The sequence below is a fragment of the Nonomuraea sp. NPDC050451 genome, assembly GCF_044458585.1.
This window is the reverse complement of record NZ_JBITHZ010000007.1, coordinates 83,665-107,891: the sequence shown is the minus strand read 5'-3', so window position 1 is coordinate 107,891 and position 24,227 is coordinate 83,665. Positions and strand designations below refer to the sequence as shown.

Sequence of the window (24,227 nt, the reverse complement as noted above, 5' to 3'; positions counted from 1 at the left end):
AGATGAAAGAGGCCGAGCGGATCCGCCGGGAGTTCGTGACCGTCGACGACCCCCGCTGGACGCAGTGCCACGCGTCCACGCTCGCGGTGGTGGACGGCACCCCCGTCGTGGCATGGTTCGCGGGCACCAGGGAGGGCACGCCCGACAACCGCATCCGCGTCGCCCGGAGCGGCGAGGTGCACACCCTGGAGACGGGCCGGGACGTCGCCCACTGGAACCCGGTGCTGGCGACCGGCCCCGACGGCGCCCTGTGGCTGTTCTGCAAGGCCGGCGCGCGCATCTCCGAGTGGATCACGCTGGTCACCCGTTCGCACGACGGCGGCCTCACGTGGGAGCCGGTACGCGAGCTCGTCCGGGGAGACCGGTCCGGCGGCCGCGGCCCTGTCAGGAACCCGCCGCTGCTCGCTCCCGGGGGCGGCCCCTGGCTGGCACCCGGCTCGACGGAGCGGTGGGGAGAGCCGCCCCGGTGGGACCCGTTCGTGGACGTCTCCGACGACGGCGGGCTGAGCTGGACGCCTGCCCCGATCCCCGTGGACCACGACGCGCTCACCGGCGCCGGGCACATCCAGCCCGCGCTGTGGTGGGGGGCGAGCGGCCCGGTCGCGTTGATGCGCAGCACCGAGGGGCGGGCGTACCGCTCGGTTTCCCTCGACGGCGGGCGCACCTGGACGCCCGCCGAGCCCACGAGCCTGCCGAACAACAACAGCGGCCTCACGGTGGTCGCGCTGCCGTCCGGGCGGGTGGCCTGCGTGCACAACCCGGCCGCCGAGTCGTGGGGCAGCCGTTGCCCGCTCGTCGTCTCGCTGTCGGACGACGACGGGCTGACCTGGCACGCCGGGCCGACCCTGGACGACGGCGTGCTCTCCGTCGACCCGGCCGTGCCCCGGCTGCTGCCGTCCGGCGCCGCCGCCCGGGGGCTCGCGCCCGGTGACGACGGCGTCGTGACCAGCGGAGTCGCCGAGTACAGCTATCCCTTCGCCGTCGTCACCCCCGACGACCTCCTCGTCACCTACACCTGGCAGCGCAGGGGGATCGTCCTCGCCCGGCTGCCCCTCGCAGATCTGGAGCCGAAGACGCCATGACCAGCCCGTACCGTATGCCCGTTCCGCGCGCCGAGCAGCCCGTCGCGCCGCGCACCGCGTACCTGATCGCCAGCGGAGACCTGCGCCTGTCGGCCAACGTCGCCGGCTGGCCCGCCCAGGAGAGCCTGGAGAAGGCCGTCTCGGCGGCGTTCGCCGACCTCGGCTGGACGGTGGTCCGCGCGCACGAGGTGGATCCCGCCAAGGGGCACGGCTTCATCGACAGCCAGCGGATGGGCCTGGAGGTCTTCAAGGCCATCCCCGCCAACGCGCCGCTGATCGTCGCCGAGGCCGTGTGGCAGTACAGCCACCACGTGCTGGCCGGGCTCCGCACCCACCAGGGCCCGATCCTCACCGTCGCCAACTTCGACGGCACCTGGCCGGGCCTGGTCGGCCTGCTCGGGCTCAACGCCGGGCTGACCAAGATGGGCCGCGCGTACTCGACGATCTGGTCGGTCGACTTCACCGACCGCTACTTCCTGGACGGCCTCGCGAGCTGGGTGCGGACCGGCCACATCGAGCACGACTCCTCGCACGTCCGCCCGCTGCCCCCGCTGCCGTCCGGCCCGGAGGCGGAGCTCGGCCTCGCGCTGGCCGAGGAGCTGCTGCGTGACAAGGCCATCATCGGCGTGTTCGACGAGGGCTGCATGGGCATGTACAACGCGATCATCGACGACGAGCTGCTCAACCCCCTCGGGATCTACAAGGAGCGGCTGTCGCAGAGCGCGCTGTACGCCGAGATGCTCAAGGTGCCGGACGCCGAGGCGACGGCCGTGCGCGAGTGGCTCGACGCCGCCGGGATGCGCTTCGCCACCGGCGCCGACGAGGGCACGGAGCTCACCGACCGGCAGTTGCACGAGCAGTTCAAGATGTACGTCGCCGCGCTGCGGATCGCCGACGACTTCGGTCTCGACGCCGTCGGGATCCAGTACCAGCAGGGCCTGAAGGACCTGACCCCCGCCTCCGACCTGGCGGAGGGCCTGCTCAACAACGTCGTACGCCCGCCGGTGACCAGCCGCGACGGCGCCCGCGTGCTCTACGACGGCGCCCCGCTGCCGCACTTCAACGAGGCGGACGAGGGCGTGGCCGTGGACGCGCTGGTGACCAACCGGGTGTGGACCGCCATGGGCCTCGACCCCGCGACCACGCTGCACGACGTGCGCTGGGGCGAGCAGTACGGCGACGACTTCGTCTGGGTCTACGAGATCTCCGGCTCCGTGCCGCCGTCCCACCTGACCGGCGGGTACGCGGGCGCGGTGAGCTGGCGGCAGAACCCGATGTACTTCCCCGCCGGCGGCGGCACGATCAAGGGCGTGAGCAAGCCGGGCGAGATCGTCTGGTCCCGCCTCTACATCGCCGACGCCCGGCTCCAGCTCGATCTCGGCCGCGCCTCCGTCGTGGAGCTGCCGGAGGAGGAGACCGAGCGGCGGTGGGCGGCCACCAACCCCGAGTGGCCGATCGCGCACGTCGTGCACCACGGGGTCGACCGCGACCAGTTCATGGCCCGCCACAAGGCCAACCACGTCCAGGTCGCCTACGCTCCCGACGCCGCCACGGCCGACAAGGCGCTGGTGGCGAAGGTGGCGTTCTTCCAGCGCCTCGGTGTGGAGGTGCACGTGTGCGGGGACGTCGCCATCTAGGGCGCACCCGGTCAAGGGCGGCTCCGTTCGGTATGCGGAAGAGCGGGGCCGCCGCACCACGCCTCCGGCGCCACAAGGAAATATCCGCTCTGTCGCGACTCCCGTGGCAATATTGACGGCGGGACCGGACTGTGGCGAGTTGCCGATTGAGGATATGGATGTCGACTGCTCACGGTATGGGTGACCTGGCGGAAACGCTCGGCGGTGATGCCGTCCAGTCCGGGCCGACCGCGCTGCGTATTCTGCTGGGTGCGCAATTGCGACGGCTGCGCGAGTCCGCGGGGATCTCCCGGGAGGACGCCGGCTACGCCATCCGCAGCTCACACTCCAAGATCAGCCGCATGGAGGGCGGGCGCACGAGTTTCAAGCTGCGTGACGTCTCCGACCTGCTCATCATGTACGGCGTCGCCGACGAGGCCGAGCGCGAGGCCCTGCTCGCCCTGGCCAAGCAGGCCAACGAGCCCAGCTGGTGGCACGACTACCGCGACGTGATCCCCGACTGGTTCGAGGCGTACCTGGGGCTGGAACAGGACGCCTCGTTGATCCGCGCCCACGAGGTGCAGTTCGTGCCAGGCCTGTTGCAGACCGCGGACTACGCCCGCGCGATCTTCACCATGGGCCACAAGGGCGACTCCGAGGAGCAGATCGAGCGCCGGGTCGAGGTGCGGATGCGGCGCCAGCGCGTTCTCGAGCCGCCCGCGCCGCGCAAGCTCTGGGTGGTGCTGGACGAGGCGGTGCTCCGGCACCAGGTCGGCAGCCGCGAGATCATGCGCGGCCAGCTCGAACACCTCGGCCGGATGGCCGCCCGGCCGCACATCACCGTGCAGGTGGTCCCGTTCGGCTCCGGCTGGGCCATGGGCGGCGTCGGCCCCGTCACCATCCTGCGCTTCCCGCAGTCCGAGCTGCACGACGTCGTCTACCTCGAACAGCTGACCAACGCCCAATACCTCACCAAGGACACGGACGTCCTGCCGTACCAGAGGCTGATGGACGAGCTCGGCGTGCACGCCTCGCCCGCGACCGCCACCCCGGCGCTCCTGCGCGAGATCATCGACGCGCTCTGACCGTCACGGCTTGCGCGCGACCCCACAGAACGCGTCGACCTCCGGGGGCAGCCCGAACACGTCGGACTCCACCTGCCAGCGGGAGACGGACACGATGCCCGGCTCCACCAGCTCCAGCCCGTCGAAGAACCGCGCGATCTCCTCGGGGGTCCGCAGCCGGTACTCGTAGACCTCGCCCTTGTCGCGCAGCCGCTCGGCCTCCGCGGCGGCGTCGGGTTTGACGATGTTCGTGCCGTCCTCGAACACCAGGTAGCTGCCCGGGGGCAGCGCGCCGAGCAGGTGCCCGACCAGCCGGTACGCCTCGTCGTCGTCGAAGACCGTGCCCATCACGCCGAGGAGCATGAGCGCGGTCGGGCGGCTCAAGTCCAGCGTCCGGGAGGCGAACTCCAGAATGGTGTCGGGGTCGCGGACGTCGGCCTCGATGTAGTCGCAGGCGCCGCGGGGGTCGCTGGTGAGCAGGGCTTGGGCGTGCACCAGGACAAGAGGGTCGTTATCCACGTAGACCACTCGGCTGGTGGGGTCCACCCGTTGCGCCACCTCGTGGGTGTGATCAACGGTCGGCAGGCCCGTACCGATATCCAAAAACTGCCTGATACCTACCGTTCCGGCGAGATATCGAACGGCGCGTCCCAAGAAGACCCGGGAATGGCGGGCAATGTCCTCCATGCCGGGATAGATGTCCCGCAGTTTCTCGGCCAGCTGCCGGTCGGCCGGATAGTTGTCCTTTCCGCCCAGCCAAAAGTTCCAGACCCTGGCCTGATGCGGCTTGCTGGTGTCGATCCTGGAGAGGAGTGCGGGATCCAGGGGTGAATGATCTGTCACGAGAGCTTCACCTCATATGTCGCATCTGCGGTTTTTGCCTTTTCTACCAGGTCTTCATCACGTATGTCATTGGCGGAATGAACCTGTGGAGCCGGGTGGCCGTACCTCGTTGCAGGACTAAGCGAGGAGGTCGGCCACGTGCGGCACCGGATCACGAGCGTAGGCGTCGGAGCGCTGCTGTCGCTGGGCCTGATCACCGCCCCGGCGGGCGCGCACGGAGCTCTGGAGAGCCCGCTCAGCCGGGCGGCGGCCTGCGGCGCCGACAGCCCGCTGAAGACCCGGCCGGCCGCCTGCCGCGCCGCCGTGGCGGCCGGGGGCAAGACCGCGACCGCGGAATGGGACAACCTGCGGGTGGCGTACGTCGCCGGCAGGGACCGCGAGACGATCCCGGACGGCAAGCTGTGCAGCGGCGGCATCCCGGCGTTCAAGGGGCTCGACCTGGCGCGCGCCGACTGGCCCGCGACCACGCTCAAGCCGGGGGCGCGCTTCACCTTCCGCTACCGCGGCACGATCCCGCACCAGGGCACGTTCCGGCTGTACGTCACGAAGAAGGGCTACAACCCGGCCAAGCCGCTGAAGTGGTCCGATCTGGAGCGCAAGCCCTTCCTCCAGGCCACCGACCCGAAGCTGACGGACGGCTCTTACGCGATCAAGGGCCGCCTGCCCTCGGGCCGGACCGGTCGGCACCTGATCTACACGATCTGGCAGAACTCCGACACGCCGGACACCTATTACTCCTGCTCGGACGTCGTGTTCCGCAACACCGCCCCCGGTCCCGCTGCCGCCGCCGGCGCGGGCGCCCAGCCCAGACCGGCGGCCGCGTACCGGCTCACCGGGTACACCGGCATGCCCTGGCTGGTCACCGCCGCGGCGCTGTTCGCGATCGGCGCCGGTGCGATGGTCATCCTCCTGGCCCGCCCACGCCGCCACCGCTGACCGCCCCTACCCCGGTGTGGGGTCGGTCTCCTGGTCGAGGAGGGCGGAGCTGAGGCCGCAGACGGCGGTGACCAGGGTGTCGCCCAGCTCGCGCCACGACCGTTCGGCGGTGGCCGGATCGACCCGTCCGGTGGCCAGGTCGCCCTCGAGTTCGGCGCACATGTGCACGATGAGCAGCCGGGTCATGGACGCGTACCGCTCGACCAGCTCGGGGTCGCGCTCCTGCCCGCGCGGCGGCCGCAGCTGCTCCAGGCGCTGGAACGAGGGCGTGCTCACGTTCGCCTGGGTCGTGAAGTCGCGCAAGGTGGGCTCCACCACGGCCTGGGCGAGGAAACGCCCGTACCAGGACGGGGTGCCCAGCTCGATGTGGTGCTCGATGCTCGGGGCGATGACGCAGGCGATCCAATCATGGCGCGACACCTCGCCCGAGGACTCCAGCTCGGCCACCATCGGGGCCCGGTGCCGGTCGATCTCGGCCGCGTGGCGCGCGAGGATCGCCTGGATCAGCTCGTCGCGGGTGCTGAAGTGGTATTGGACGGCGGACTTGTTGCGCTGGCCGGCCGCCTCGCGGATCATCCTGATCGAGACGTTCGCGAACCCGTGCTCCGCGTAGAGCCGCTCAGCGGTGTGCATGAGCTTGTCCCGGGCGCGCAGCGAGCGGGGTGACGGCGTGGCGACCGCCGTGCTGACTTTCATGATCGATCCTTGAGCTCGTCTTGCTGTGCCGTCCCCCGATCGATTATCGCCCTCGCCACGAGCACGGATGACGCCGGCGGCCCGCCGTGCGGTCCGCCGGCGTCGTGCTCAGGAGGTCACCAGGTGACCCATACGTCCTGGAGCCCTCCCGACAGCCCTCCGGTACGAAGGCGCAGGTCGTCCGGGTTGTCCCGCAACCGCAGGCCGGGCAACCTGCGCGTCAGGGTGCTCAGCACGACCTGGAGCTCTAGCCGGGCCAGCGGCTGGCCGAGGCAGTAGTGCGGCCCCGCGCCGAAGGTGAGGTGCTGGTTGCTGTTCTGCCGCCGCGCGTCGAACCGCTCGGGGTCCGCGAACTTGGCCGGGTCGCGGTTGGCGGCGGGGATGTTGGGGATCAGCGTGCTGCCCGCGGGCACCGTGACGTCGCCGAGCTCGACGTCCTCGGTGATGAACCGCGGCACCCCGCCGATGACCGACAGCGTGCTGTCCAGGCGCAGCACCTCCTCGACGGTGCCCGGGATCAGGTCGGGATCGTCGATCACGGCCTCGTAGCGCTCCCGGTCGGCGAGCAGCATCGCCACCATGATCGCGATCATGTTCGAGGTCGTCTCGTGGCCGGCCAGCAGCAGGCCGCGCACGGTGGAGATGAGCTCGTCCTGGCTGAGCCGGCCGTCCTCGGCGTCGGTGATCTGGGTCAGCTCGCTGAGCAGGTCGTCGCCCGGGTGCTCCCGGTTGTGGTCGACCAGGTCGGACACGTACGAGGTGAACTCCTGGTACGCCTGGTCGACCTCCTCCTGCGTGTTGCGCGTCAGCGTGAGCATGGTCCTGGACCAGTGCGCGAACTTGTCCTGGTCCTCGCTCGGCGCGCCGACCAGCGCGCAGATGACCCGCACCGGGAGCGGCAGGCCCAGCCCCGCCGACAGGTTGCCGGGGGAGCCCTTGGCCAGCATCGCGTCCAGCAGGTCGTCGGTCATCGCCTGGACCCTGGGCCGCCACACCTCCATCTTCCGCGCCGTGAACCAGCGGCTGAGCAGGCGTCGCCACCGCATGTGGCCCTGCCCCTCCCTGATGTCCATGGTGCCTTCGTTGCGCCGGTTGAACAGGCCGCCGTCCTTGGTGGTGGACAGCCGGGCGGCGCCCTCCCTGGCGAGGTTGCGGCTGAAGCGCGGGTCCGCCATGACGGCTCGGGCATCGTCGTACCTGGTCACCAGGGTGGCCACGTCCCCGCTCGGCAGCCGTACGTGCGACACCGGGCACTTGTCCCGCAGCTCCGCCAGCTGTGGCGGCGGCTCCAGGGCGGTGGGGCGGTCGAACGGGAAATCGGGGATCGCGTCAGCGGTCATGTGTCCTCCAGCTCGGAAGCCTGACCCTTCCGAATATAAGTCGGCCGCCTTATTAAGGCAATCGCCTTGAAACACGGTGACCCGCTGATGCCCGCACCGAACGGCCTCAGAGCGTGTTGGCGCGCTGGGCGGACTGGTAGACGGCCATGGCCTCGTTACCGAAGAAGGGGCCGAACATGAACTGGGGGGCGAAGTCGTACTTGAAGCTGTTGACCGAGTTCAGCCAGCCGAGCCCGGTGGACTCGTTGAACCCCTGGAACCACGGTCCGCCGCTCGACCCGCCGGTCATGTTGCAGCGCAGGCCCTGGTCCCTGGTCTGGACGGTGTCGTTGAACGTGCGTCCGCTGCAGTAGATCAACCGGGAGCCGTCGAAGGGCTCGGCCGCCGGATAGCCGAAGGAGAACATCTGCCGCCCTCTGGGCTGGTTGAACGCGATCCCCTGCCCGCCGACCACGTCGGTCAGCGTCCGCCCCTGCAGCGGCGCGACCACGGCGGCGGCGACGTCGAAGTTGATGTCCTCGTTGGCGTTCCACTGCTGCGTGGTGAGCAGGCTGGTGGCGACCCAGGTGCCGAACGGGCGCCGCCCGTTGTCGAAGCCGGGCACGAACACCCAGTTGCGGTGCGCGGCCCCGTTCATCTTCACACAGTGCCCGGCGGTCATCACGACGCTCTCATTGGCGCTGGTCACTGCCGAGCCCGAGCAGGAGGCGTTGCCGCCCTCGGCGGTGGTGAAGAAGACGCGCCCGGTGGTGCGGACGATGGCGCCGCCGTCGGTCCACCGGAGGCCGGGGCTGTTGGGCACTGCGGCCTGCAGTCGCGCGTTGACGGCCTGGGTGCCGGGGACCGACCAGGCCGCGCCCTGGGTGGTGGCGCCGCCGGTCGACCAGGAAGAACGCTGGACCGAGCCGTTCCGGCTGGCCCACGGGCTGCCCTCGGTCGGTCCGCTCGACTGGCTGCGGCGTGGCGGCGGGTCCCCCAGCGGCTGCGCCGCCAGCATGCGCTGTGGTGTCCAGTACTGCAGGACGCTCCTGCGTTCCGACCAGGAGTCCGCGCCGGACCAGCCGACGGGCCTGGGGCCGAGGCCGCTCGGTGCGCTCGCCTGGGCGGCGCCCGCCGGTACCAGCGCGCCCGCCAGGGCGAGCGCGACGGCGGAGAGCAGGACGACTCTGCGATGCATACGTACCTCCCGAAACGCGGAATCTGCCGCATGGAGGTACGTATGGAGCTAACTATCTTCCTCAAGGCATGCACATATTGATATGGCGCTATTGCCGGACGAACTGCTGTCGATACCGGGAGATCGTCGGATCCGGGCGAAATAGACTGCGGCGATGACCGCGTACCGGATCCTGGCCGTGGACGACGACCGGGCCATCCTGCGCTCGCTGCGGCGCGGCCTGCGGCTGGAGGGCTTCGCCGTGGACACCGCGGAGTCCGGTCGGCAGGCGCTGGAACGGGCGGCCGAACGGCCGGACGCGATCGTTCTCGACGTGTCCATGCCGGAAATGTCGGGCATCGAGGTGTGCAGCCGATTACGGGAGTCCGGCTCGCAGGTCCCCGTGCTGATGTTGTCGGCCATGGACGAGGTGGCCGACCGCCGGGCGGGCCTGGCGGCGGGCGCCGACGACTACGTCGTCAAGCCGTTCGACCTGGGCGAGCTGGTGCTGCGGCTGCGTGCCCTGCTGCGCCGCGCCGGACGCGCCCCCGGGACGGCGGTACGCGTGGGGCCGCTGGTCGTCGAGCCGGACGCGCGCCGGGTCACGTTGCACGGCCGCGGGGTGGAGGTGACGCGGCGCGAGTTCGACCTGCTGGAGGTGCTGGCACGCAACGCCGGCATCGTGCTGACGCGGCACGTGCTGCTGGAACGCGTCTGGGGCTACGACTTCGAGGTGAGCGACAACGCGGTGGACACGTTCGTCGGCTACCTGCGGCGCAAGCTCGAGGCCGGCGGCGAGCCGCGCATGCTGCACACGGTGCGCGGCGTGGGGTTCGCGCTGCGAGAGCCATGAAGCTGTCCACCCGCTTCGCGCTCTGCCTCGCCGTCGCCCTCCCGCTGCTGGTGGCGCTGGCCGGGCTGGTCGTGCTGGGGCTGGTCTCGCGGGATCTGCGCGCCCAGCGCGACGACCAGCTCACCTCGCGGCTGAAGGCGCTGAGCCCGATGGCGGCGACGTTCGCCTGGCGGACCCGTACGACGCCCGCCTGGCCGCCCGACCTCCTCCAGCGGCGGCTGGCCGCGGCCGCAGGCACGGGCGGGGCGTGCGTCGTGGAGGGCGGCCGGAACCTGCTGGTTATCGGCGACGTGCCGGGCACGATGCCGTCCGGCGCCGGTCCCGGCGACCACGCCGAGGGGGAGCGGCGCTGGCGGTTCGTGGCCACGGAGCTGGGGCTGCAGAGGGATGCCCGGTTGATCCTGTTCGAGCCGGACGAGCGCCTGACCGGCCAGATCGGGCTGCTGGCCGACCGGCTGCTGTCCGTCACGCTGGCCGCCGCCGGCGTCGGCGTGCTCGCGGGGCTGGCGCTCGGCGGGTTCGCGGTGCGGCCGCTGGCGCGGCTGGGCAGGCAGGCCCGGACGATCGACACGCCCTCCCGTACGGAGACGCGCCTGGCCACGCCGTCCCGTACGGAGACGCGCCTGGCCACGCCGTCCCGTACGGAGACGCGCCTGGCCACGCCGTCCCGTACGGAGACGCGCCTCGCGACCACGGCCGGGGTCGCCGAGATCGACGAGCTGGCCCGCCTCCTCAACGCCCTCCTCGACCGGCGCGACGCGGCCGTGACCCGTACCGGCGAGGCCCTGGAGACCGCCCGCGCCTTCGCGGCCACCGCCGCGCACGAGCTGCGCACCCCGCTCACCAGCATGGGCACCAACCTCACCCTCCTCGACCACCCCCGGCTCGACCCCGAGGAGCACGCCGAGATCGTCGCCGACCTGCTGGCCGAGCACGGACGCCTCCAGCGGCTCGTCACGATGCTGCGCCGGCTCGCGCGCGGGGAACTGCTCGACGCCGATTCCTTCGCCGAGACCGACCTGACCGGGATCGTCAGCGACGCGGTCGAGGACGCGCGGCGCCGCCACCCGCACGCCACGATCACCGCCCGGGTGGCGGACGGCGTGCGGGTCTGCGGCTGGGCGGAGGGGCTGCGCCTGGTCGCCGACAACCTCCTCGACAACGCCGCCGTCCACGGCGCGGACGCCTCCGGCCACGCCGCGATCACCGTGACCCTGGACGCCGGGAAGGACATCGTCTTCGCCGTCCAGGACGCAGGCCCAGGAGTCCGGCCCGGTGACCGGGACGCGATGTTCGCCCGCTTCCGCCGCCGCCCCGGCAGTCCGGGCTCGGGCCTCGGGCTCACGCTGGTCCGCCAGCAGGCGACGCTCCACGGTGGCACCGCCACGCTGGGCGCCTGCCCCGACGGTCCGGGAACGCGCGCCGAGGTACGTCTGCCCACGACCGACCGGCGGCCACCGCTCTCCGTGACGTCCTGGCTGGAATAGCCGCCCGTTGCCAGAGAGATGCCAAGAAAGCGCGTCACCATCCGCCCCGGAGAAACCCTTCGGAGGAGATGACATGCGCATCACCCGTTACGCGGTCGCCCTGGCGCTCGTGCTGGCCGTGCCGGCGGTGGGAACGGCCACGGCCGAGACCGCCGACGTGCTGAGGCCGTCGGCGCACCCGGTCAAGCTGCGGACCACGCCCAGAGAGCTTTCCGTGACCTACACCTATCAGGGGCAGGAGCACACCTTGGACGACTTCCTCACCCGTACGAAGACCAACGGCTTCCTCGTCCTGGACGGCCAGGACGTCGTCACCGAGCGCTACACCGGCGCGAACCGGAACACCCGCTTCCAGTCCTGGTCGATGGCCAAGTCGTTCACCTCCGCCGCCATCGGCATCGCGCTCGGCGAAGGGCGCATCCGCTCGATCGACGACCCGGTGGACCGGTACCTGCCGGAGCTGGTGCGCTCGGGCTACGCCGGGGTGCCCATCAGCGCGCTGCTGCGCATGTCGTCCGGCATCGACTGGGACGAGGCCACGGACGCACCCCGTCTGCAGGCCGCCGCGAACAAGGGTTACCCGATCAGGAAGCTGGCCGCCCGCCAGAAGAAGGGCTGGGACTGGGGGACCAGGTTCGAGTACACCAGCATGAACTCGTTCGTGCTGGCCCGGCTCGTCACCAAGGCCACCGGCGTGCCGTACCACGAGTACGTGGAGCGGAAGATCTGGCGGCCCGCCGGCATGGAGTCCACGGCGACCGTGGGCAACGACTCGCACGGCGACAGCCTCGGCTACTGCTGCTACCACGCCACCGACCGCGACTTCGCCCGCTTCGGCCTGCTCTACCTGCGTGGCGGCAAGGCCGGCGGGCGCCAGGTCGTCCCCGCCTCCTGGGTCCGGGCCTCCACCACGCCGTCCCCGGTCAACCCGCGGTACGGCCTGCACTGGTGGCTCGGGGGGAGCGGCGACTTCATGGCGGCCGGGTTCGGGGGCCAGTACATCTACGTCTCGCCCCGGCACAGCGTGGTCGTTGTCAAGTCGGCCATCGCCGGGGGCCGGCCCGACCAGGAGGAGGCCCTGACCGCGTTCCGCGCCGTGGCGGCCGAGGTGGCCAGGACCCGCTGACGCCCCCCCGCCGGCCGCGGTCACCGGCCGAGGTGGCCAGGCCCCGCTGCCAGCGGTCACTGGTCGAGGGCGCGCTCGTCCCCGCCCATCTCCCCTCGAATGTCAGAGACCTGCCGACGGGGCCGGCGGGCATCCACCCATTTGGGGTGATGAGCTGCGCTGTTCACGCAGAGGCGTCACACTGTTACCTGCGGCCATCGCCCTTCGGCGGTCCAGGTCATAGACGCTTGGAGGACCAAGCGATGGCCGCACCCACGTCTCGAGCCGTCGCGCCGGCACGAGCTCACTGGGTTGACAGACCTCCTCGGCGACCTGGCCGCCATCGCCGAGGAGGTCGTCCAGGAAACTAGCGGCCCGTCTCGGTGGACCAGAGCGGGCGCTTGCCGTCGTAGATGACGACGTTGCCGTCGTCCTGCATCTCCAGCCGCGCGCCCGGGTTCTTGCCGGTCTTGGAGTCCCACAGCGGCGTCGTGCCCTTGTAGACGACCAGGTTGCCGTCCTTCTGCATCTCGAGCCGCGCGCCCGGGTTCCCGCCCGTCTTCGAGTCCCACAGGGCCTTGCCGGCCTTGTAGAGCACGAGGTTGCCGTCCTCCTGCATGGCGAACTGGTAGTCGCCGTTGCGCGAGCGTACGTACTGGTTGGGCTTGAGCCCGTAGCCGGGCTTGAGCACGCTGATCGTGGCGTGGCGGGTCCACAGCGGGGTCTTGCCGGCGTAGATGACCAGGTTCCCGTCGTCCTGGACGGCCAGGCGGGCGCCGGGGGCGTCGGTGTTCGAGGCCCACAGCGGGGTCTTGCCCCGGTAGACGACCAGGTTGCCGTCCTCCTGCATGGCGGTGAACGCGCCGGGGCTGTCGCCGGTCTGGCTGCTCCACAGCGCCGTGCTGCCCCGATACAGGACCAGGTTGCCGTCGGCCTGCTGCTGCAGGACGTAGTCGCCGCCGGACGACCGTACGGAGTCACCCGCCTTGAGCAGCTGGCCCGGGTTCAACCACGTCGTACGCCCGACGCCAGCCGTGGCGCTGTGAGCCGTCGCCGCCGACGCGGAGGGCGCGACCGAGCCCACGACCACCGCGCTCGCCAGCGCCAACGCCCCGACGTATGCCGATATCTTTCGCATGTTGCTCCCCCAGTGAGGTGATCAAGGAGAGCGACACTAACCAACGGCCGCCATGGGGCCGGCTCATTTCGAAAGGCCTGAAACTGTCGGCCCGCTACAGCAGGTCCTCGCGGCGGACGGCCGCCTCCTGCCTGACCTCCGCCAGGTACGCCTCGACCGGGCCCCGCCGCAGCGGCTCGGCGCTCTCGTCGACGAGGGTGCCCAGCGGGTGCACGCGGTGCACGTCCAGCAGCCAGCAGCCGTGGATGGCCTCCAGCAGGTTCTCGAGCAGGTCGGGGGCCGGACGGAGGGGGTCGAGGGGGCTGATCGGCAGGCAGACGGTGTCGAAGTCGAGCCCGAGCTCGGGGAGGTCGGAGTGCGCCCGCTCGGCGAGCTCCTCGGCCGCGGTGATGCGGTATCTGGCCTCCGTGACGCCGCTGAGGTTGCCCTCGGCGACGCGCAGCGCGTGGCGGATCATCGGCATGACGGCCTGCCGCGGCGACGTGCCCGTGCCTATCGAGGTCACGATCTCGGTGAGGCTCTCCTGGACGAGGGACCTGATGCCGTCGACCCGGGCCACGACCTGCGCCGGGTGCAGGCGGGCGCGGCGGGCGGTGGTGGAGGCCGCCGCGTAGAGCCAGTGCGCGGCGGCGATGGCGGCCGCGGCCGGATCGACCTCGGTGAACAGCTCCTCGGGGCCGAAGGGGTGCCGCTGCAACAGGCCGTCGGCCTGGGCGACCTGGAGAGGGGAGGCGTCCTCGCGGCTGAGGACGACGGCCTGTTGGGCGCGGTCGGACAGGTCGCCGAGCTCGGCCTGCTCGACGGCGGCCACCTCGTCGGTGACCTCGGTGATGATGCGGACCGTGAGCTGCGAGATGTCGAAGGCGCGCAGGGAACGGCCGATGCGATGGGCGCTGTCCTCGACCCTGGTGGTCGACATGGCGAACGGACTGCCGATGGCAGGGCCCGGGTTGGTCAGCGCCGGGACGATGGCGGCGAAGGCGTCGCGTTCGCACTGCCGGTACCAGCCCACGCTGTTCGGCCCTTGCCGCTCCGCGGTGCTGGCCGGATGGGTGTAGCAGCGCCAGCAGGCCCGCGACAGGTCGGTCAGCGAGGCGGCCAGCCGCTGGGCGTCCCAGCGGTCGTGGGCCCGGGGCAACTCGGTCACGATGGTGGCGATGTCGCCCATGCCGGTGCCCCACAGGGCGATGAGCACGTTGCGGCTGTGATCTATGGCGTACCGGGTCACGCGACCTCCTGGGCTGAAGGGGGCGGGGTGAGCGTGATGGCATGCCCAGGATGCTGTATTCACCGGTGCTCCGGAGGGGGTTTGCTCCGACTGCAGGTCGCTGATCAGCGCTTTTGCCGGGAAATGTGGCGTAACTCCTCCGCTAGAAGCCGAAGGCCGCCGTCGGGTTGTCGACCAGGATGCGGTGGCGGAGCGTCGGGTCGGGGGCGAAGCGGCCGAGGAGGTCGACCAGCACGCCGTCGTCCGGCATCTCGCCGGAGATGTTGGGATGTGGGAAGTCGGTGCCCCAGAGGACCACGTTGCCCTCGACGAACGCGCCGACGACGCTGCCGGGGATGATGTTGACGAGGAAGTCGTACCAGTGCTGCCCCTCGCCCTTCGTGACGTACTGCTCGGCTAGGCCGGTGATCTGGATGTCGCCCGGCACCGCGTGCACGCCGTCGCCGGGCCGCAGGACGTTCATCACGACCAGGCCGATGATCAGGGCGACGGTGGTGACGATCTCGAAGTAGACCAGGGCCTTGACGCCGACGCGCCCCATGCTGGTGAGCGCGCCCCATCCCGCGTAGCGGGGCAAGAGCAGCCGATTCGCCCCTGAGGCGAAACGGCGTCCACGCGGCTCAGGCCGGTCGGTTCTGCATGGATGGACTGGCAGGACGACGGTCAGCGGTGTCCCGCCGCAACCCTCGGCGACGTGCAAACCGGAAGGTCAAGGACGTCGTCTGAAGCGCGGCGTGGAGAACTGGTCGTTCCGGACGGGCAAAGCGGGCCACCGCCTACTTTTCGAAAACACTATGGAAAACTTTGGTGACGCTAGGTAATATTTGCGGTGGGTGATGACCGTGTGACAGGAGGTGCGTCATCGCGATCCGCCGCTCCACCAACCAGCAGGACCTGCCGCCGGCGGCACAACCGCAGCCCGCCGCGACCCCGGTCCAGGACCCGGCCGATAATCCTGGCCTGGACCCGGGCCTGGACAAGCGGCGGTTCGGGCACCGCGCCCGGCTGGCGCTGACACCCGCCCAGGTTCGCCTTATCGACGATCAGGCGCATGCGGGCCGGGCGCTGTGGAATCTGTTGCATGCGTGGTGGACGATGCTGCCGACGTGCCGCAGGTCCCTGGCCGCGGCGGATGCGGCGATTCGCCAGGCCCGCCAGGACATCGGTTGGCTCGCCGTGCTGCCCGCCCAGGCCGCGCAGGCCGTCCTCAAGACGTACTTGCAGGCGTGGAAGAACTGCTGGCAGGGCCGGGCCGAGGCGCCGGCCTTCAAGGGCCGCTTGCGATCGGTGATGGCGGTGGACATTCCGCAGGGCCGGGACCTGCACGTCACGCGGACGCACCGGCGCTGGGGCATGGTCAATATTGCCAAGGTCGGCCGGGTCCGGTTCCGCTGGACCAAGGACCTGCCCGTCGGCAAGAAAGCCGATGCCGGCAACCGGATCACCGGTGCCCGGCTGGTCAAGGACGCGCTCGGCTGGCACATCGCCTTCCGCATCCAGACCATCGCCCCCAAGCCCGAGCCCCACCAGGGGCCGGACATCGGCATCGACGCCGGAGTGGCCGTGCCGCTGGCCCTATCGGATGGCAACCATCACACCCACGAGAGATGGAAGGCCACCAAGGACAAGCCGAACGCCTGGCTGACCGAACGGGAGCAGGCCACGCTGCTCGCTTGGGAGCGGCGGGCGGCCCACCGCAAGAGCTTGCGCAAGCCGGGCGAGCGCACCTCGCGCCGGCTGCGGGCCACCTACGACCAGATCGCAAGCCTGCGTGCAAGAGCCAAGCGCCGGGCGATCGACTGGCAGCACCAGACCACCACCGAGATCGCCCGCACCTACGGCGTCATCGTGGTGGAAGACCTGCCCATCACGAACATGACCAAGAGCGCCAAGGGCACCGTCGAGAACCCGGGGACGAACGTCGCGCAAAAGACCGGCCTGAACCGCTCCATCAGCCAGGAGGCCTGGGGCCGCACCGTGACGATGCTGACGTACAAGGCCGCACGCTATGGCGGTGCGCTGCACAAGGTTGCCGCTGCGGGCACCTCCCTGCGCTGCTCGGCCTGTGGGTTCACCACCCCGGGCAGCCGGGAGAGCCAGGCCGTGTTCGTGTGCAAGAACCCGGGCTGCGGCTGGTTCGGCAATGCCGACCACAACGCCGCCCGCAACATCTTGCATCTGTATCGGATGGGCCTTGCGCTCGTCCCGGCTGCCGGGAGGGCAGTCGTCAGGCGCGCTCGCCGCGTCAAGCCCGCCACCGCAAGGTAGGAGGGAATCTCCTCCGTTCACTTACGGAGGAGAGCACTTCAAGGGCTGATCACGCTGGTCGGCTACTACCGGCTGCTGGCCGTCCACATGCGGGTGCTGCGGATCGACGGCTGACGGCGCTCCCGGGGGGAGGCTCAGTCCCCGGGCGCCGGGTTGGCCGCCTTTGGCCAGCGCAGCGTGATGGGCGGGCCCCAGCCGCTGCACTTCGAGGAGGCCAGGGAACCCCGACGGCACCCTTGCGCCTGGAAGGTGTAGCTGAGATAGGAGTGCCCCTTCTGGGCCTTCCGGTCGCCGACGATGCTGACGATCGACGCGGTCGGGTCGAGACCGGACTCGTCGTCCTCGCGGCTGCACCGCTCGGCCGCGTTGTGGTTGGCGGTGCACTCGATCTGCCAGACGTCGTACAGGCGCAGGCTCGACTCCCACTTCACCAGCAGCCCCGGGTTCTTGGCGTTCGTCCGTCTCTCCCACCAGGCCCCGACCACCATCGACCCCGCGCCGTCCGCGTCGGGCCGGTAGGTCAGCGCGCCGTACTCGAAGTGCTGCCTGGACGTGCCCGCCGGATAGCCGGGGAGGCCGATCCCGGTCACGCCGACCGGGCAGCCCAGCACGGACGTGCTGCGCTCCATCTCGTTGCGCCAGTACTCGCCGACCTTGCCGATGGGAACGCTCTTGCACTCCCGAGGTTGCTGGGCCGAGATCGAGATCGCGGGCGCGAGGTAGCAGTAACCGGGCGTGCCGGTCGTCACGCACGTGCCGGACGTCTTCAGCTGGACGCTGTACTTCCTGCCCTTCTGGAGGTTGTTGTGCAGGTTGATCCAGCTCCAGGCGTTCTCGTTCTTCGCGAACTTGCTTCCGGCGAGCTCGCGGTACGGCTCACGCGCGAGGTCGTCGGTCCACCACCCCACCGTGACCTTGGAGTCAGGGACCCGGTCCGCGCCGCCCCACGCCAGGTACATGCTGTCGTTCAGCTTCACCGAGGTGCCTTGGTAGAGGGCGACCCAGCCGCCGGGCCCGAGGCGCGGGGCCTGGACGACCACGCCGAACTGGAAGGTGACCTGCTCCGTCACCCCGTCGACGCCGCCGCTCTCCTCCCGCTTGCGCTGGACCAGCTCACGCTTGAGCGGACAGCCCAGGGGGCTGCGCTCGGCGCCCCATTTGCGCCAGATGTTGCCGATGACCGAGGGGAGCGTCTTGACGCTCGTCACGCATTCGTCGTGGACAGGGGGAAGGCTCGCCGCGTGCGCCGCCTGTGGCGCTGCCAGCGCCGTGGCCGCGGTGACAAGGCCGGCCAGAACGGAGGTCAGTGATCTCATAGGGCCGACGGTAGGAACGGGGGCGTTCTGGGCGCATGAGTAGCCCTTACTCAAAACCGGGCGACCGGTGGCGGCAAGGCCGCGCGCATCGCGTTCACCGCGCGCGGCCCTGGCGGCGTCAGGAGACGGTCAGGTAGAACGCCGAGTCGGCCCGCACCCTGAAGCCGACCTGGCTGTAGACGGCGATGGTGTCCAGTCGCTGCTTGCCGCACGCCGACGGGTTGAGCTCGACGGACAGCGAGCGCGGAGTGGAGTACTCGCCGATGGGCGTGGCGTGGATCGCCACCGGGCCGGTGAGGTCGACGCTCTCGTCGACGGCCACGCAGTAGACGCCTCTGTACGGGTGCCAGACGTCGGTCACGTGGCTGCCCTCGATCAGGGAGCCGTCCATGTCCACCTCGGCCGACGCCTGGGCGTACGGCGTGTCCGCGTGGGCGGCGACCGGTGTGAGGACGGCGGCTGCGGCGAGCACCCCTGCGGCTATGCGCCTGATGTTCTTCATTGGGTTGTCCCTTCGGGCCAGATCAGGAGATGGAGAGGTCGAAACCGGAGTCGGCGAGCCGCGCTGTGTGGGGGTTGAAGACGTTGACCGTGATGGTGTTGTCCCGGTGGCAGGTCGCCGAGGGGTTCCTGTAGGCGATGTGCGGCAGTCGCAGCGCGTGGCGCGCAGTGATCTGGATGACCGCCTCGGTCACGTCGACGTCGTGGGTGACCTGCACGCAGTACTTGCCGGTGGCCGCCCGCCAGGTCGCGACGATGTTCTTGCCCAGGTTGAGCCTGCCGTCCGCGTCGACGACCGCCCCGGCCCGCGCGTACGGGGCCTTGAGGTCGTCGGCGTACACGGCAGGGCCGGTGGCCAGGACGAGACCGGTGGCGGTCAGAGCGAGCCCGCCCGCCAGGATACGACGGAGCATGAAGTCCCCCTCGGTTACAGACAGATGTATGCCATGACGGAAAGTAATTCCGTGAGGGGGATTGCGATGCGAGCCACCCCGGAAGGCGACGCTCAAGCTTTTTTGATCAACCGCAAGTGAACCCGTGGCCCATCGTGGGCGTCATGCCTCCTCCGGCAGCCGCGGGTGCGGCCGCCGGAGCCGTACGCTCAGGCCGGCATCAGGATGTCCACGCCCCCTGGACGACGAGGCGGGCACCGGGGTTGGCGGAAATATCAGACATGACGCGACTATCGCCCCGATAACGGACCCCCACCAGGACGTGGCGCCGAGGATGTCCGGAACCTTGGGGGTCTGGTCCTGAGAGAACGGATCGTGGGCGCCGCAACGTCATGAACTGCACCTTTGGGAAGCTTCTGACCTGTTTATCCGAAAAATACGCATCTTGTGGCCGTTCGCCGAGACGGAAGAACGTCAGTGGGAAGGATTAGCGTGGGGCGGTATGTCCCGGGCTAGGGCCGGCGATCGGTCCCGACGCCATGGATGTGTCTCAGCGTTCGAGCGGAGGGAAGCGATCGTGGGGTCTTTCGCGGGCGGTGAGCTGCCCCCGGATGACGTCGTCGTCACGGCCCTGCGCGCCGGGGACGAGGCGATGTTCGCGGCGCTGCTCGACACCTGGTCCGGCGGCATGTTGCGGGTGGCCAGGTCCTACGTGTCCACCGACCACTCCGCGGAGGAGGTCGTCCAGGACACGTGGCTGGCGGTGATCGGCGGGATCGACGCGTTCGAGAGCCGCTCGTCGGTCAAGACGTGGGTCTACCGCATCCTGATCAACACCGCGAAGAAGCGCGGCGCCCGCGAGAGCCGCACACTGCCGTGGAGCTCCTTCGAGCATGACGGCGTCTCGGTGGCGGACCAGGGCTTCGACGCGGTGCTGCCGGGCGGCTGGAAGGAGCTCCCCGCGGTCTGGCCGACGCCGGAGAGCGAGGCGCTCGCCTCGGAGGTGCGCGGCATGATCGCCGAGGGGCTGGCGAGGCTGCCTCCCCGGCAGCGGATCGTGATCACTCTGCGGGACGTGGAAGGGTGCACGTCCGAGGAGGTGTGCGAGATCCTGGAGATCTCCGAGGCCAACCAGCGGGTGCTGCTGCATCGCGCCCGCACGGCCGTGCGCGGCTGGCTGGCGGACTATTTCGAGTCCGTGAAGCAGCCGGAGTAGCCGGCGGGCTTCTCCTGGGCGGCGAAGCGGCGACAATAAGTGAAACGGTTCATATCCAGAGGCAAGGGCGGTCGACGTCGTGAAGCGGTTCACCTGCGACGAGCTGGCGGGACTCATCACCGCCTACCTTGAGGGCGCCCTCGACCGGCCCGCCCGCGACGGCGTGCAGGCGCACCTGGCCTGCTGCGAGGGGTGCGAGCGCTACTTCGAGCAGTTCCAGGCGACCATCGACGCCCTCGGCGACCCATATCCGGAGAAGCTGCCCGCCGACGTGCGCGACCGGCTCATGTCCGCCTTCCGCGAGCGCCGCCGGTTATGAGCCGCGTCATGATCGGCGTCATGAGCCGGGGCCGGTGCGGAAGCTCGCCCGCAGCGCGGCGAGCACCGGCGCCGGCATGACGTCGTCACGCAGGTAGCCGAGCGCCGCGATCGTCGCCAAAATCTGCGCCAGCCACCCCGAACACGCCGGGCAGGCGCCCAGATGGTCCGCGACCAGCCGCCGTCGGCCCGCCGGGAGCGCCTCCTCCAGATAGTCGGTGAGCAGCTCCAGCACGTCGTCGCACCCGAGGTCGTCTGCTGCCCTCTCCATGTGACCTAGTGCCGGTCACGCCCCATCCGTTACACGAAAATTCGCCTGTAACGTTCGCGCGGCTCGCGGGTCTGTAGACCTGTGCGCCACGCGAAGGGGACGACGATGATCGGGCTGACGTCCGAGAGCACGCCGCTGCGGGACGCCTCCGAGGTGGCGGATTTCGCGCGCCGCTGCTTCCAGCCGGCCGCGCGGGGTCCGGACGCCGAGGAGCGGGTGGGCGTCGAGCTGGAGTTCCTGGTATTCGACCGTGCGGCGGCGGCCGCGCAGGTCCCGATGGCCGAGGTCGAGCGGGCCGTCCCGGCGCTGCCGGGCGGCAGCAAGGTGACGTTCGAGCCGGGCGGGCAGCTGGAGCTGTCCGGTCCCGCGGCCTCGCTGCGGGACGCGCTGGACCGCCTGGCCGCCGACGTCTCCGCCGTGCGCACCGCCCTGCGCCCGGCGGGGCTGGTGCTGGCCGGGGTGGGCCTCGACCCGGTGCGCCCGGCCCGCCGCCAGCTCCGCCTGCCCCGCTACGACGCCATGGCCGAGTTCTTGGGCGAGCCGTACGGGGCGCTGATGATGTGCTCGACCGCCTCCGTCCAGGTCAACCTGGACCTGGGCGAACGGCCGCAGGCCCGCTGGGAGCGGGCGCACGCGCTCGGCCCCGTGCTGATGGCGGCCTTCGCCAACTCGCCGCTCAGCGGCGGCCGGCCGTGCGGCTGGATGTCGGGCCGCCAGGCCGTCTGGGACCGTCTCGACCGCACCCGGACCGCGCCCGTGCCCGCCTCGGGCGACCCCGCCGCCGACCCCGCCGCCGACCCCGCCGCCGACTGGGCCGACTACCTGCTGGACGCCCGGCTCATGCTGGTGCGCGAGGACGGGGAGCGATGTCGACCGGTGCGCGACGGCTCGACGTTCCGCGACTGGCTGAACGGCGCCGGCGAGCGCCGCCCCACGGCCGACGACCTGGCCTATCACGCCACGACGGTCTTCCCCCCGGTGCGGCCCAGGGGCTGGCTGGAGATCCGCTACCTCGACGCCCAGCACCCGGCGGCCTGGCCGGTGTGCGTGGCCGTGACCCACGCCCTCGTCACCGACGACCGGGCCGCCGACGCCGCGCTGGCCGCCGTGGAGCCGTACCTGGGGCCCGGCCGGACGCCGTACCGGGAGTTGTGGAGGGACGCGGCGCGGTGCGGGCTGAGCGAGCCGCGCCTGGGCCGGGCCGCCGAGGCGTGCTTCCGCGCCGCGCTGGAGGCGCTGCCCCGCCTCGGCGCGGACCCCGGCCTGGTCGGCGCGGTGGCCGCGTTCGCCGACCGGCACGTGACACCGGGCCGCTCACCGGCGGCCGACCTGATGGATCCGGTGCCGGGGCGGCGCGTCCCGGCCTGGCTGAACGGGGAAGGACGGCAATGAACGACTCCAAGGAACGCATCGCGGCCGAGCTCCTCGCCGTGCGCGACCGGTCGCTCGCCTACACCGAGGCGGACGACGACCTGCTGGTGCGTCAGCACTCCCCGCTGATGTCGCCGCTGGTGTGGGACCTCGCGCACGTCGGCAACTACGAGGAGCTCTGGGTGCTGCGCGCGGCCGCCGGCATCGAGCCCGTCCGCCCCGAGATCGACGACATCTACGACGCGTTCAAACATCCGCGCAAGGACCGCCCCACCCTGCCCCTCCTGGGCCCGGCCGAGGCCCGCCGCTACATCGAGGGCGTACGCGGGCGCGTGCTCGACGTCCTCGACGCGATCGACCTGGAGGGCCCCGACCCGCTGCATCGCGACGGCTTCGTGTTCGGCCTGGTGATCCAGCACGAGCACCAGCACGACGAGACCATGCTCGCCACCCTGCAGCTGTCCGGGCAGCCCGGCCTGGTGCGCGAGGGCGACCTGCCGCAGGGCCGCAGCGGCGGCCCGCAAGAGGTGTACGTCCCCGCGGGCCCCTTCATGATGGGCACCGCCACGCTGCCCTGGGCCTACGACAACGAACGCCCCGCCCACCAGGTGGACCTGCCCGGGTATTGGATCGACCGGCTCCCCGTCGGCAACCGCGCGTACGCGGCGTTCATCGAGGCGGGCGGCTACGACGACCCGCGCTGGTGGTCCGCCGAGGGCTGGCAGTGGCGGCAGCGCAGCGGGGTGGTCGCCCCCCTGTTCTGGGTCAGGGACGGCGACGCCTGGTGGCGCAGGCGCTTCGGCCGGACCGAGCCGCTCCCGATGGACGAGCCCGTCCAGCACGTGAGCTGGTACGAAGCCGACGCCTACGCCCGCTGGGCCGGCAAGCGGCTGCCCACCGAGGCCGAGTGGGAGAAGGCCTGCGGCTGGGACCCGGAGGCCCGCCGCGCCCGCCGCTACCCGTGGGGCGAGGAGAGCCCCGATCCGACCAGGGCGAACCTCGGCCACCGCGCCGCCCGCCCCGCGCCGCTGGGCGCCTACCCGGCCGGGGCCAGCGCGTACGGGGCCGAGCAGATGGTCGGGGACGTGTGGGAGTGGACCGGCTCCTGGTTCCAGCCGTACCCGGGCTTCCGCGCGTTCCCCTACAAGGAGTACAGCGAGGTGTTCTTCGGCCAGGAGTACCGGGTGCTGCGCGGCGGCTCCTGGGCGGCCGACCCGGCGGCGGTGCGCACCACGTTCAGGAACTGGGACTACCCGATCCGGCGGCAGATCTTCACCGGGTTCCGCTGCGCGCGTTCGGAGCTGGTCTAGGTGTGCAGGCACGCGGCCTGGCTGGGCGATCCCCGCCCGCTCACCTGGCTCATCCACGAACCCGAGCACGGCCTGTTCAAGCAGTCGTACGCGCCCCGGCACCAGCGCAACGGCATGATCAACGCCGACGGCTACGGCATGGGCTGGTACGACTCCACGCGTCCCGAGCCCGTGCGCTACCGCCGTACCGTGCCCATCTGGTCCGACGCCAACCTGCCCGCGCTCGCCCAGATCGCCCGCTCCACCTGCCTGCTCGCGGCCGTGCGCTCGGCCACCGCGGGCATGCCGATCGAGGAGAGCGCCACCGCGCCGTTCACCGACAAGGGGTGGTTGCTCAGCCACAACGGGCGCGTCAGCAAGGACGCGCTGCGCGACCTCGCCGACGACCTGGCCGGTCGCGCGGAGAGCGCGTGCGACGCCGCCTGGCTGGCGACCGCCGTGTTCCTGCGCGGGCGCGCCGGGCTGGGGCTGGGCGATGCGCTGGCCGAAGTCGTCGTCCACGCCGGGAAGAAGGACCCCGGCGCCCGCCTCAACCTGCTCGCCTGCGACGGCACGTCGATCGCCGCGACCGTCTGGGGCGACACGCTCTTCCACCACCGAAGCCACGACGGCGTGCGCGTGGCCAGCGAGCCGCTCGACGACCTGCCGGGCTGGCAGGCCGTTCCCGAGCGCAGCCTGCTGACCGTCACCCCTGACCGCGTTGCCGTGCAGCCGTTGTGA

The 24,227-nt window shown here is 71.1% G+C and carries 24 protein-coding genes; 13 read left to right on the top strand and 11 right to left on the bottom strand.

Features of this window, described 5'->3' with window-relative positions:
* Positions 1 to 2 precede the first annotated feature (2 nt).
* The 3 genes from ACIBI9_RS23505 (at position 3) to ACIBI9_RS23495 (ending at position 3,783) form a co-directional block, all read left to right on the top strand.
* On the top strand, positions 3 to 1,082 hold the full coding sequence (locus tag ACIBI9_RS23505; protein WP_397224295.1) for an exo-alpha-sialidase: 1,080 nt from the start codon (positions 3 to 5) through the stop codon (positions 1,080 to 1,082).
* A 14-nt stretch (positions 1,083 to 1,096) separates the two neighbouring features.
* Positions 1,097 to 2,719, top strand: a complete 1,623-nt coding sequence (locus ACIBI9_RS23500; RefSeq protein ID WP_397224294.1) for a hypothetical protein — start codon at positions 1,097 to 1,099, stop codon at positions 2,717 to 2,719.
* 158 nt (positions 2,720 to 2,877) lie between these two features.
* Positions 2,878 to 3,783 (top strand): helix-turn-helix domain-containing protein, encoded by a 906-nt coding sequence (locus ACIBI9_RS23495; protein ID WP_397224293.1) that lies wholly within the window; start codon positions 2,878 to 2,880, stop codon positions 3,781 to 3,783.
* Positions 3,784 to 3,786: 3 nt separating this feature from the next.
* Here the strand turns inward: ACIBI9_RS23495 and ACIBI9_RS23490 are convergent, their stop codons facing one another.
* On the bottom strand, positions 3,787 to 4,605 hold the full coding sequence (locus ACIBI9_RS23490) for an SAM-dependent methyltransferase (protein ID WP_397224292.1): 819 nt from the start codon (positions 4,603 to 4,605) through the stop codon (positions 3,787 to 3,789).
* A gap of 138 nt (positions 4,606 to 4,743) precedes the next feature.
* Here ACIBI9_RS23490 and ACIBI9_RS23485 point away from each other — a divergent pair, with 138 nt between their 5' ends.
* Positions 4,744 to 5,541 (top strand): lytic polysaccharide monooxygenase, encoded by a 798-nt coding sequence (locus ACIBI9_RS23485; RefSeq protein WP_397224291.1) that lies wholly within the window; start codon positions 4,744 to 4,746, stop codon positions 5,539 to 5,541.
* Between the two features lie 6 nt (positions 5,542 to 5,547).
* Here the strand turns inward: ACIBI9_RS23485 and ACIBI9_RS23480 are convergent, their stop codons facing one another.
* From ACIBI9_RS23480 to ACIBI9_RS23470, 3 genes are all read right to left on the bottom strand, one after another.
* Positions 5,548 to 6,237, bottom strand: a complete 690-nt coding sequence (locus tag ACIBI9_RS23480; protein ID WP_397224290.1) for a TetR/AcrR family transcriptional regulator — start codon at positions 6,235 to 6,237, stop codon at positions 5,548 to 5,550.
* A gap of 116 nt (positions 6,238 to 6,353) precedes the next feature.
* A complete protein-coding gene (locus ACIBI9_RS23475) occupies positions 6,354 to 7,577 on the bottom strand; it encodes a cytochrome P450 (RefSeq protein WP_397224288.1) in 1,224 nt (407 codons plus the stop codon).
* Between the two features lie 106 nt (positions 7,578 to 7,683).
* Entirely contained in the window at positions 7,684 to 8,754 is a 1,071-nt protein-coding gene (locus ACIBI9_RS23470; RefSeq protein ID WP_397224287.1) for a trypsin-like serine peptidase, read from the bottom strand.
* A gap of 154 nt (positions 8,755 to 8,908) precedes the next feature.
* On the opposite strand from ACIBI9_RS23470, the gene ACIBI9_RS23465 reads away from it, so the two are divergent.
* From ACIBI9_RS23465 to ACIBI9_RS23455, 3 genes are all read left to right on the top strand, one after another.
* Positions 8,909 to 9,586, top strand: coding sequence for a response regulator transcription factor (locus ACIBI9_RS23465; RefSeq protein WP_397224286.1), 678 nt, complete (start codon positions 8,909 to 8,911; stop codon positions 9,584 to 9,586).
* Positions 9,583 to 11,073, top strand: coding sequence for a sensor histidine kinase (locus ACIBI9_RS23460; RefSeq protein ID WP_397224285.1), 1,491 nt, complete (start codon positions 9,583 to 9,585; stop codon positions 11,071 to 11,073). Before ACIBI9_RS23465 ends, ACIBI9_RS23460 begins: the two co-directional genes overlap by 4 nt.
* Before the next feature lie 73 nt (positions 11,074 to 11,146).
* Positions 11,147 to 12,199, top strand: a complete 1,053-nt coding sequence (locus ACIBI9_RS23455) for a serine hydrolase domain-containing protein (protein WP_397224284.1) — start codon at positions 11,147 to 11,149, stop codon at positions 12,197 to 12,199.
* Positions 12,200 to 12,545: 346 nt separating this feature from the next.
* Here the strand turns inward: ACIBI9_RS23455 and ACIBI9_RS23450 are convergent, their stop codons facing one another.
* From ACIBI9_RS23450 to ACIBI9_RS23440, 3 genes are all read right to left on the bottom strand, one after another.
* Positions 12,546 to 13,316 (bottom strand): hypothetical protein, encoded by a 771-nt coding sequence (locus tag ACIBI9_RS23450; RefSeq protein ID WP_397224283.1) that lies wholly within the window; start codon positions 13,314 to 13,316, stop codon positions 12,546 to 12,548.
* Positions 13,317 to 13,410: 94 nt separating this feature from the next.
* On the bottom strand, positions 13,411 to 14,544 hold the full coding sequence (locus tag ACIBI9_RS23445; protein ID WP_397224282.1) for a hypothetical protein: 1,134 nt from the start codon (positions 14,542 to 14,544) through the stop codon (positions 13,411 to 13,413).
* A 142-nt stretch (positions 14,545 to 14,686) separates the two neighbouring features.
* Entirely contained in the window at positions 14,687 to 15,121 is a 435-nt protein-coding gene (locus tag ACIBI9_RS23440; protein WP_397224281.1) for a cation:dicarboxylate symporter family transporter, read from the bottom strand.
* A 383-nt stretch (positions 15,122 to 15,504) separates the two neighbouring features.
* Here ACIBI9_RS23440 and ACIBI9_RS23435 point away from each other — a divergent pair, with 383 nt between their 5' ends.
* Positions 15,505 to 16,812 carry an RNA-guided endonuclease InsQ/TnpB family protein gene (locus ACIBI9_RS23435; RefSeq protein ID WP_397224727.1) on the top strand — a complete coding sequence of 436 codons (1,308 nt, stop codon included), beginning with the start codon at positions 15,505 to 15,507 and terminating at the stop codon, positions 16,810 to 16,812.
* Between the two features lie 134 nt (positions 16,813 to 16,946).
* Here the strand turns inward: ACIBI9_RS23435 and ACIBI9_RS23430 are convergent, their stop codons facing one another.
* The 3 genes from ACIBI9_RS23430 to ACIBI9_RS23420 all read right to left on the bottom strand — a co-directional run bounded on the left by ACIBI9_RS23430 (position 16,947) and on the right by ACIBI9_RS23420 (position 19,042).
* Positions 16,947 to 18,128, bottom strand: coding sequence for a hypothetical protein (locus ACIBI9_RS23430; RefSeq protein WP_397224280.1), 1,182 nt, complete (start codon positions 18,126 to 18,128; stop codon positions 16,947 to 16,949).
* Between the two features lie 118 nt (positions 18,129 to 18,246).
* Positions 18,247 to 18,630, bottom strand: coding sequence for a hypothetical protein (locus ACIBI9_RS23425; protein ID WP_397224279.1), 384 nt, complete (start codon positions 18,628 to 18,630; stop codon positions 18,247 to 18,249).
* A 22-nt stretch (positions 18,631 to 18,652) separates the two neighbouring features.
* The gene (locus tag ACIBI9_RS23420; RefSeq protein WP_397224278.1) at positions 18,653 to 19,042 is read right to left on the bottom strand and encodes a hypothetical protein; all 390 of its coding nucleotides are present in this window, start codon (positions 19,040 to 19,042) and stop codon (positions 18,653 to 18,655) included.
* A gap of 556 nt (positions 19,043 to 19,598) precedes the next feature.
* On the opposite strand from ACIBI9_RS23420, the gene ACIBI9_RS23415 reads away from it, so the two are divergent.
* Both ACIBI9_RS23415 and ACIBI9_RS23410 read left to right on the top strand, forming a co-directional pair.
* Positions 19,599 to 20,237 carry an RNA polymerase sigma factor gene (locus tag ACIBI9_RS23415; RefSeq protein ID WP_397224277.1) on the top strand — a complete coding sequence of 213 codons (639 nt, stop codon included), beginning with the start codon at positions 19,599 to 19,601 and terminating at the stop codon, positions 20,235 to 20,237.
* A 79-nt stretch (positions 20,238 to 20,316) separates the two neighbouring features.
* Positions 20,317 to 20,556, top strand: coding sequence for an anti-sigma factor family protein (locus tag ACIBI9_RS23410; RefSeq protein ID WP_397224276.1), 240 nt, complete (start codon positions 20,317 to 20,319; stop codon positions 20,554 to 20,556).
* Positions 20,557 to 20,574: 18 nt separating this feature from the next.
* Here ACIBI9_RS23410 and ACIBI9_RS23405 read toward each other — a convergent pair whose 3' ends face one another.
* Positions 20,575 to 20,826, bottom strand: coding sequence for an anti-sigma factor family protein (locus ACIBI9_RS23405; RefSeq protein WP_397224275.1), 252 nt, complete (start codon positions 20,824 to 20,826; stop codon positions 20,575 to 20,577).
* A gap of 105 nt (positions 20,827 to 20,931) precedes the next feature.
* Between ACIBI9_RS23405 and egtA the strand changes: the two genes are divergently transcribed.
* Genes egtA through egtC form a run of 3 tightly spaced genes read left to right on the top strand, consistent with a single transcriptional unit; the run spans position 20,932 to position 24,227 of the window.
* Positions 20,932 to 22,218 (top strand): ergothioneine biosynthesis glutamate--cysteine ligase EgtA, encoded by a 1,287-nt coding sequence (gene egtA / locus ACIBI9_RS23400; protein ID WP_397224273.1) that lies wholly within the window; start codon positions 20,932 to 20,934, stop codon positions 22,216 to 22,218.
* Complete coding sequence (egtB, locus tag ACIBI9_RS23395) at positions 22,215 to 23,507, top strand: ergothioneine biosynthesis protein EgtB (RefSeq protein WP_397224272.1); 1,293 nt, start codon at positions 22,215 to 22,217, stop codon at positions 23,505 to 23,507. The genes egtA and egtB overlap by 4 nt, the downstream gene beginning before the upstream one ends.
* Entirely contained in the window at positions 23,508 to 24,227 is a 720-nt protein-coding gene (egtC, locus tag ACIBI9_RS23390) for an ergothioneine biosynthesis protein EgtC (RefSeq protein WP_397224271.1), read from the top strand. It begins immediately after the preceding gene.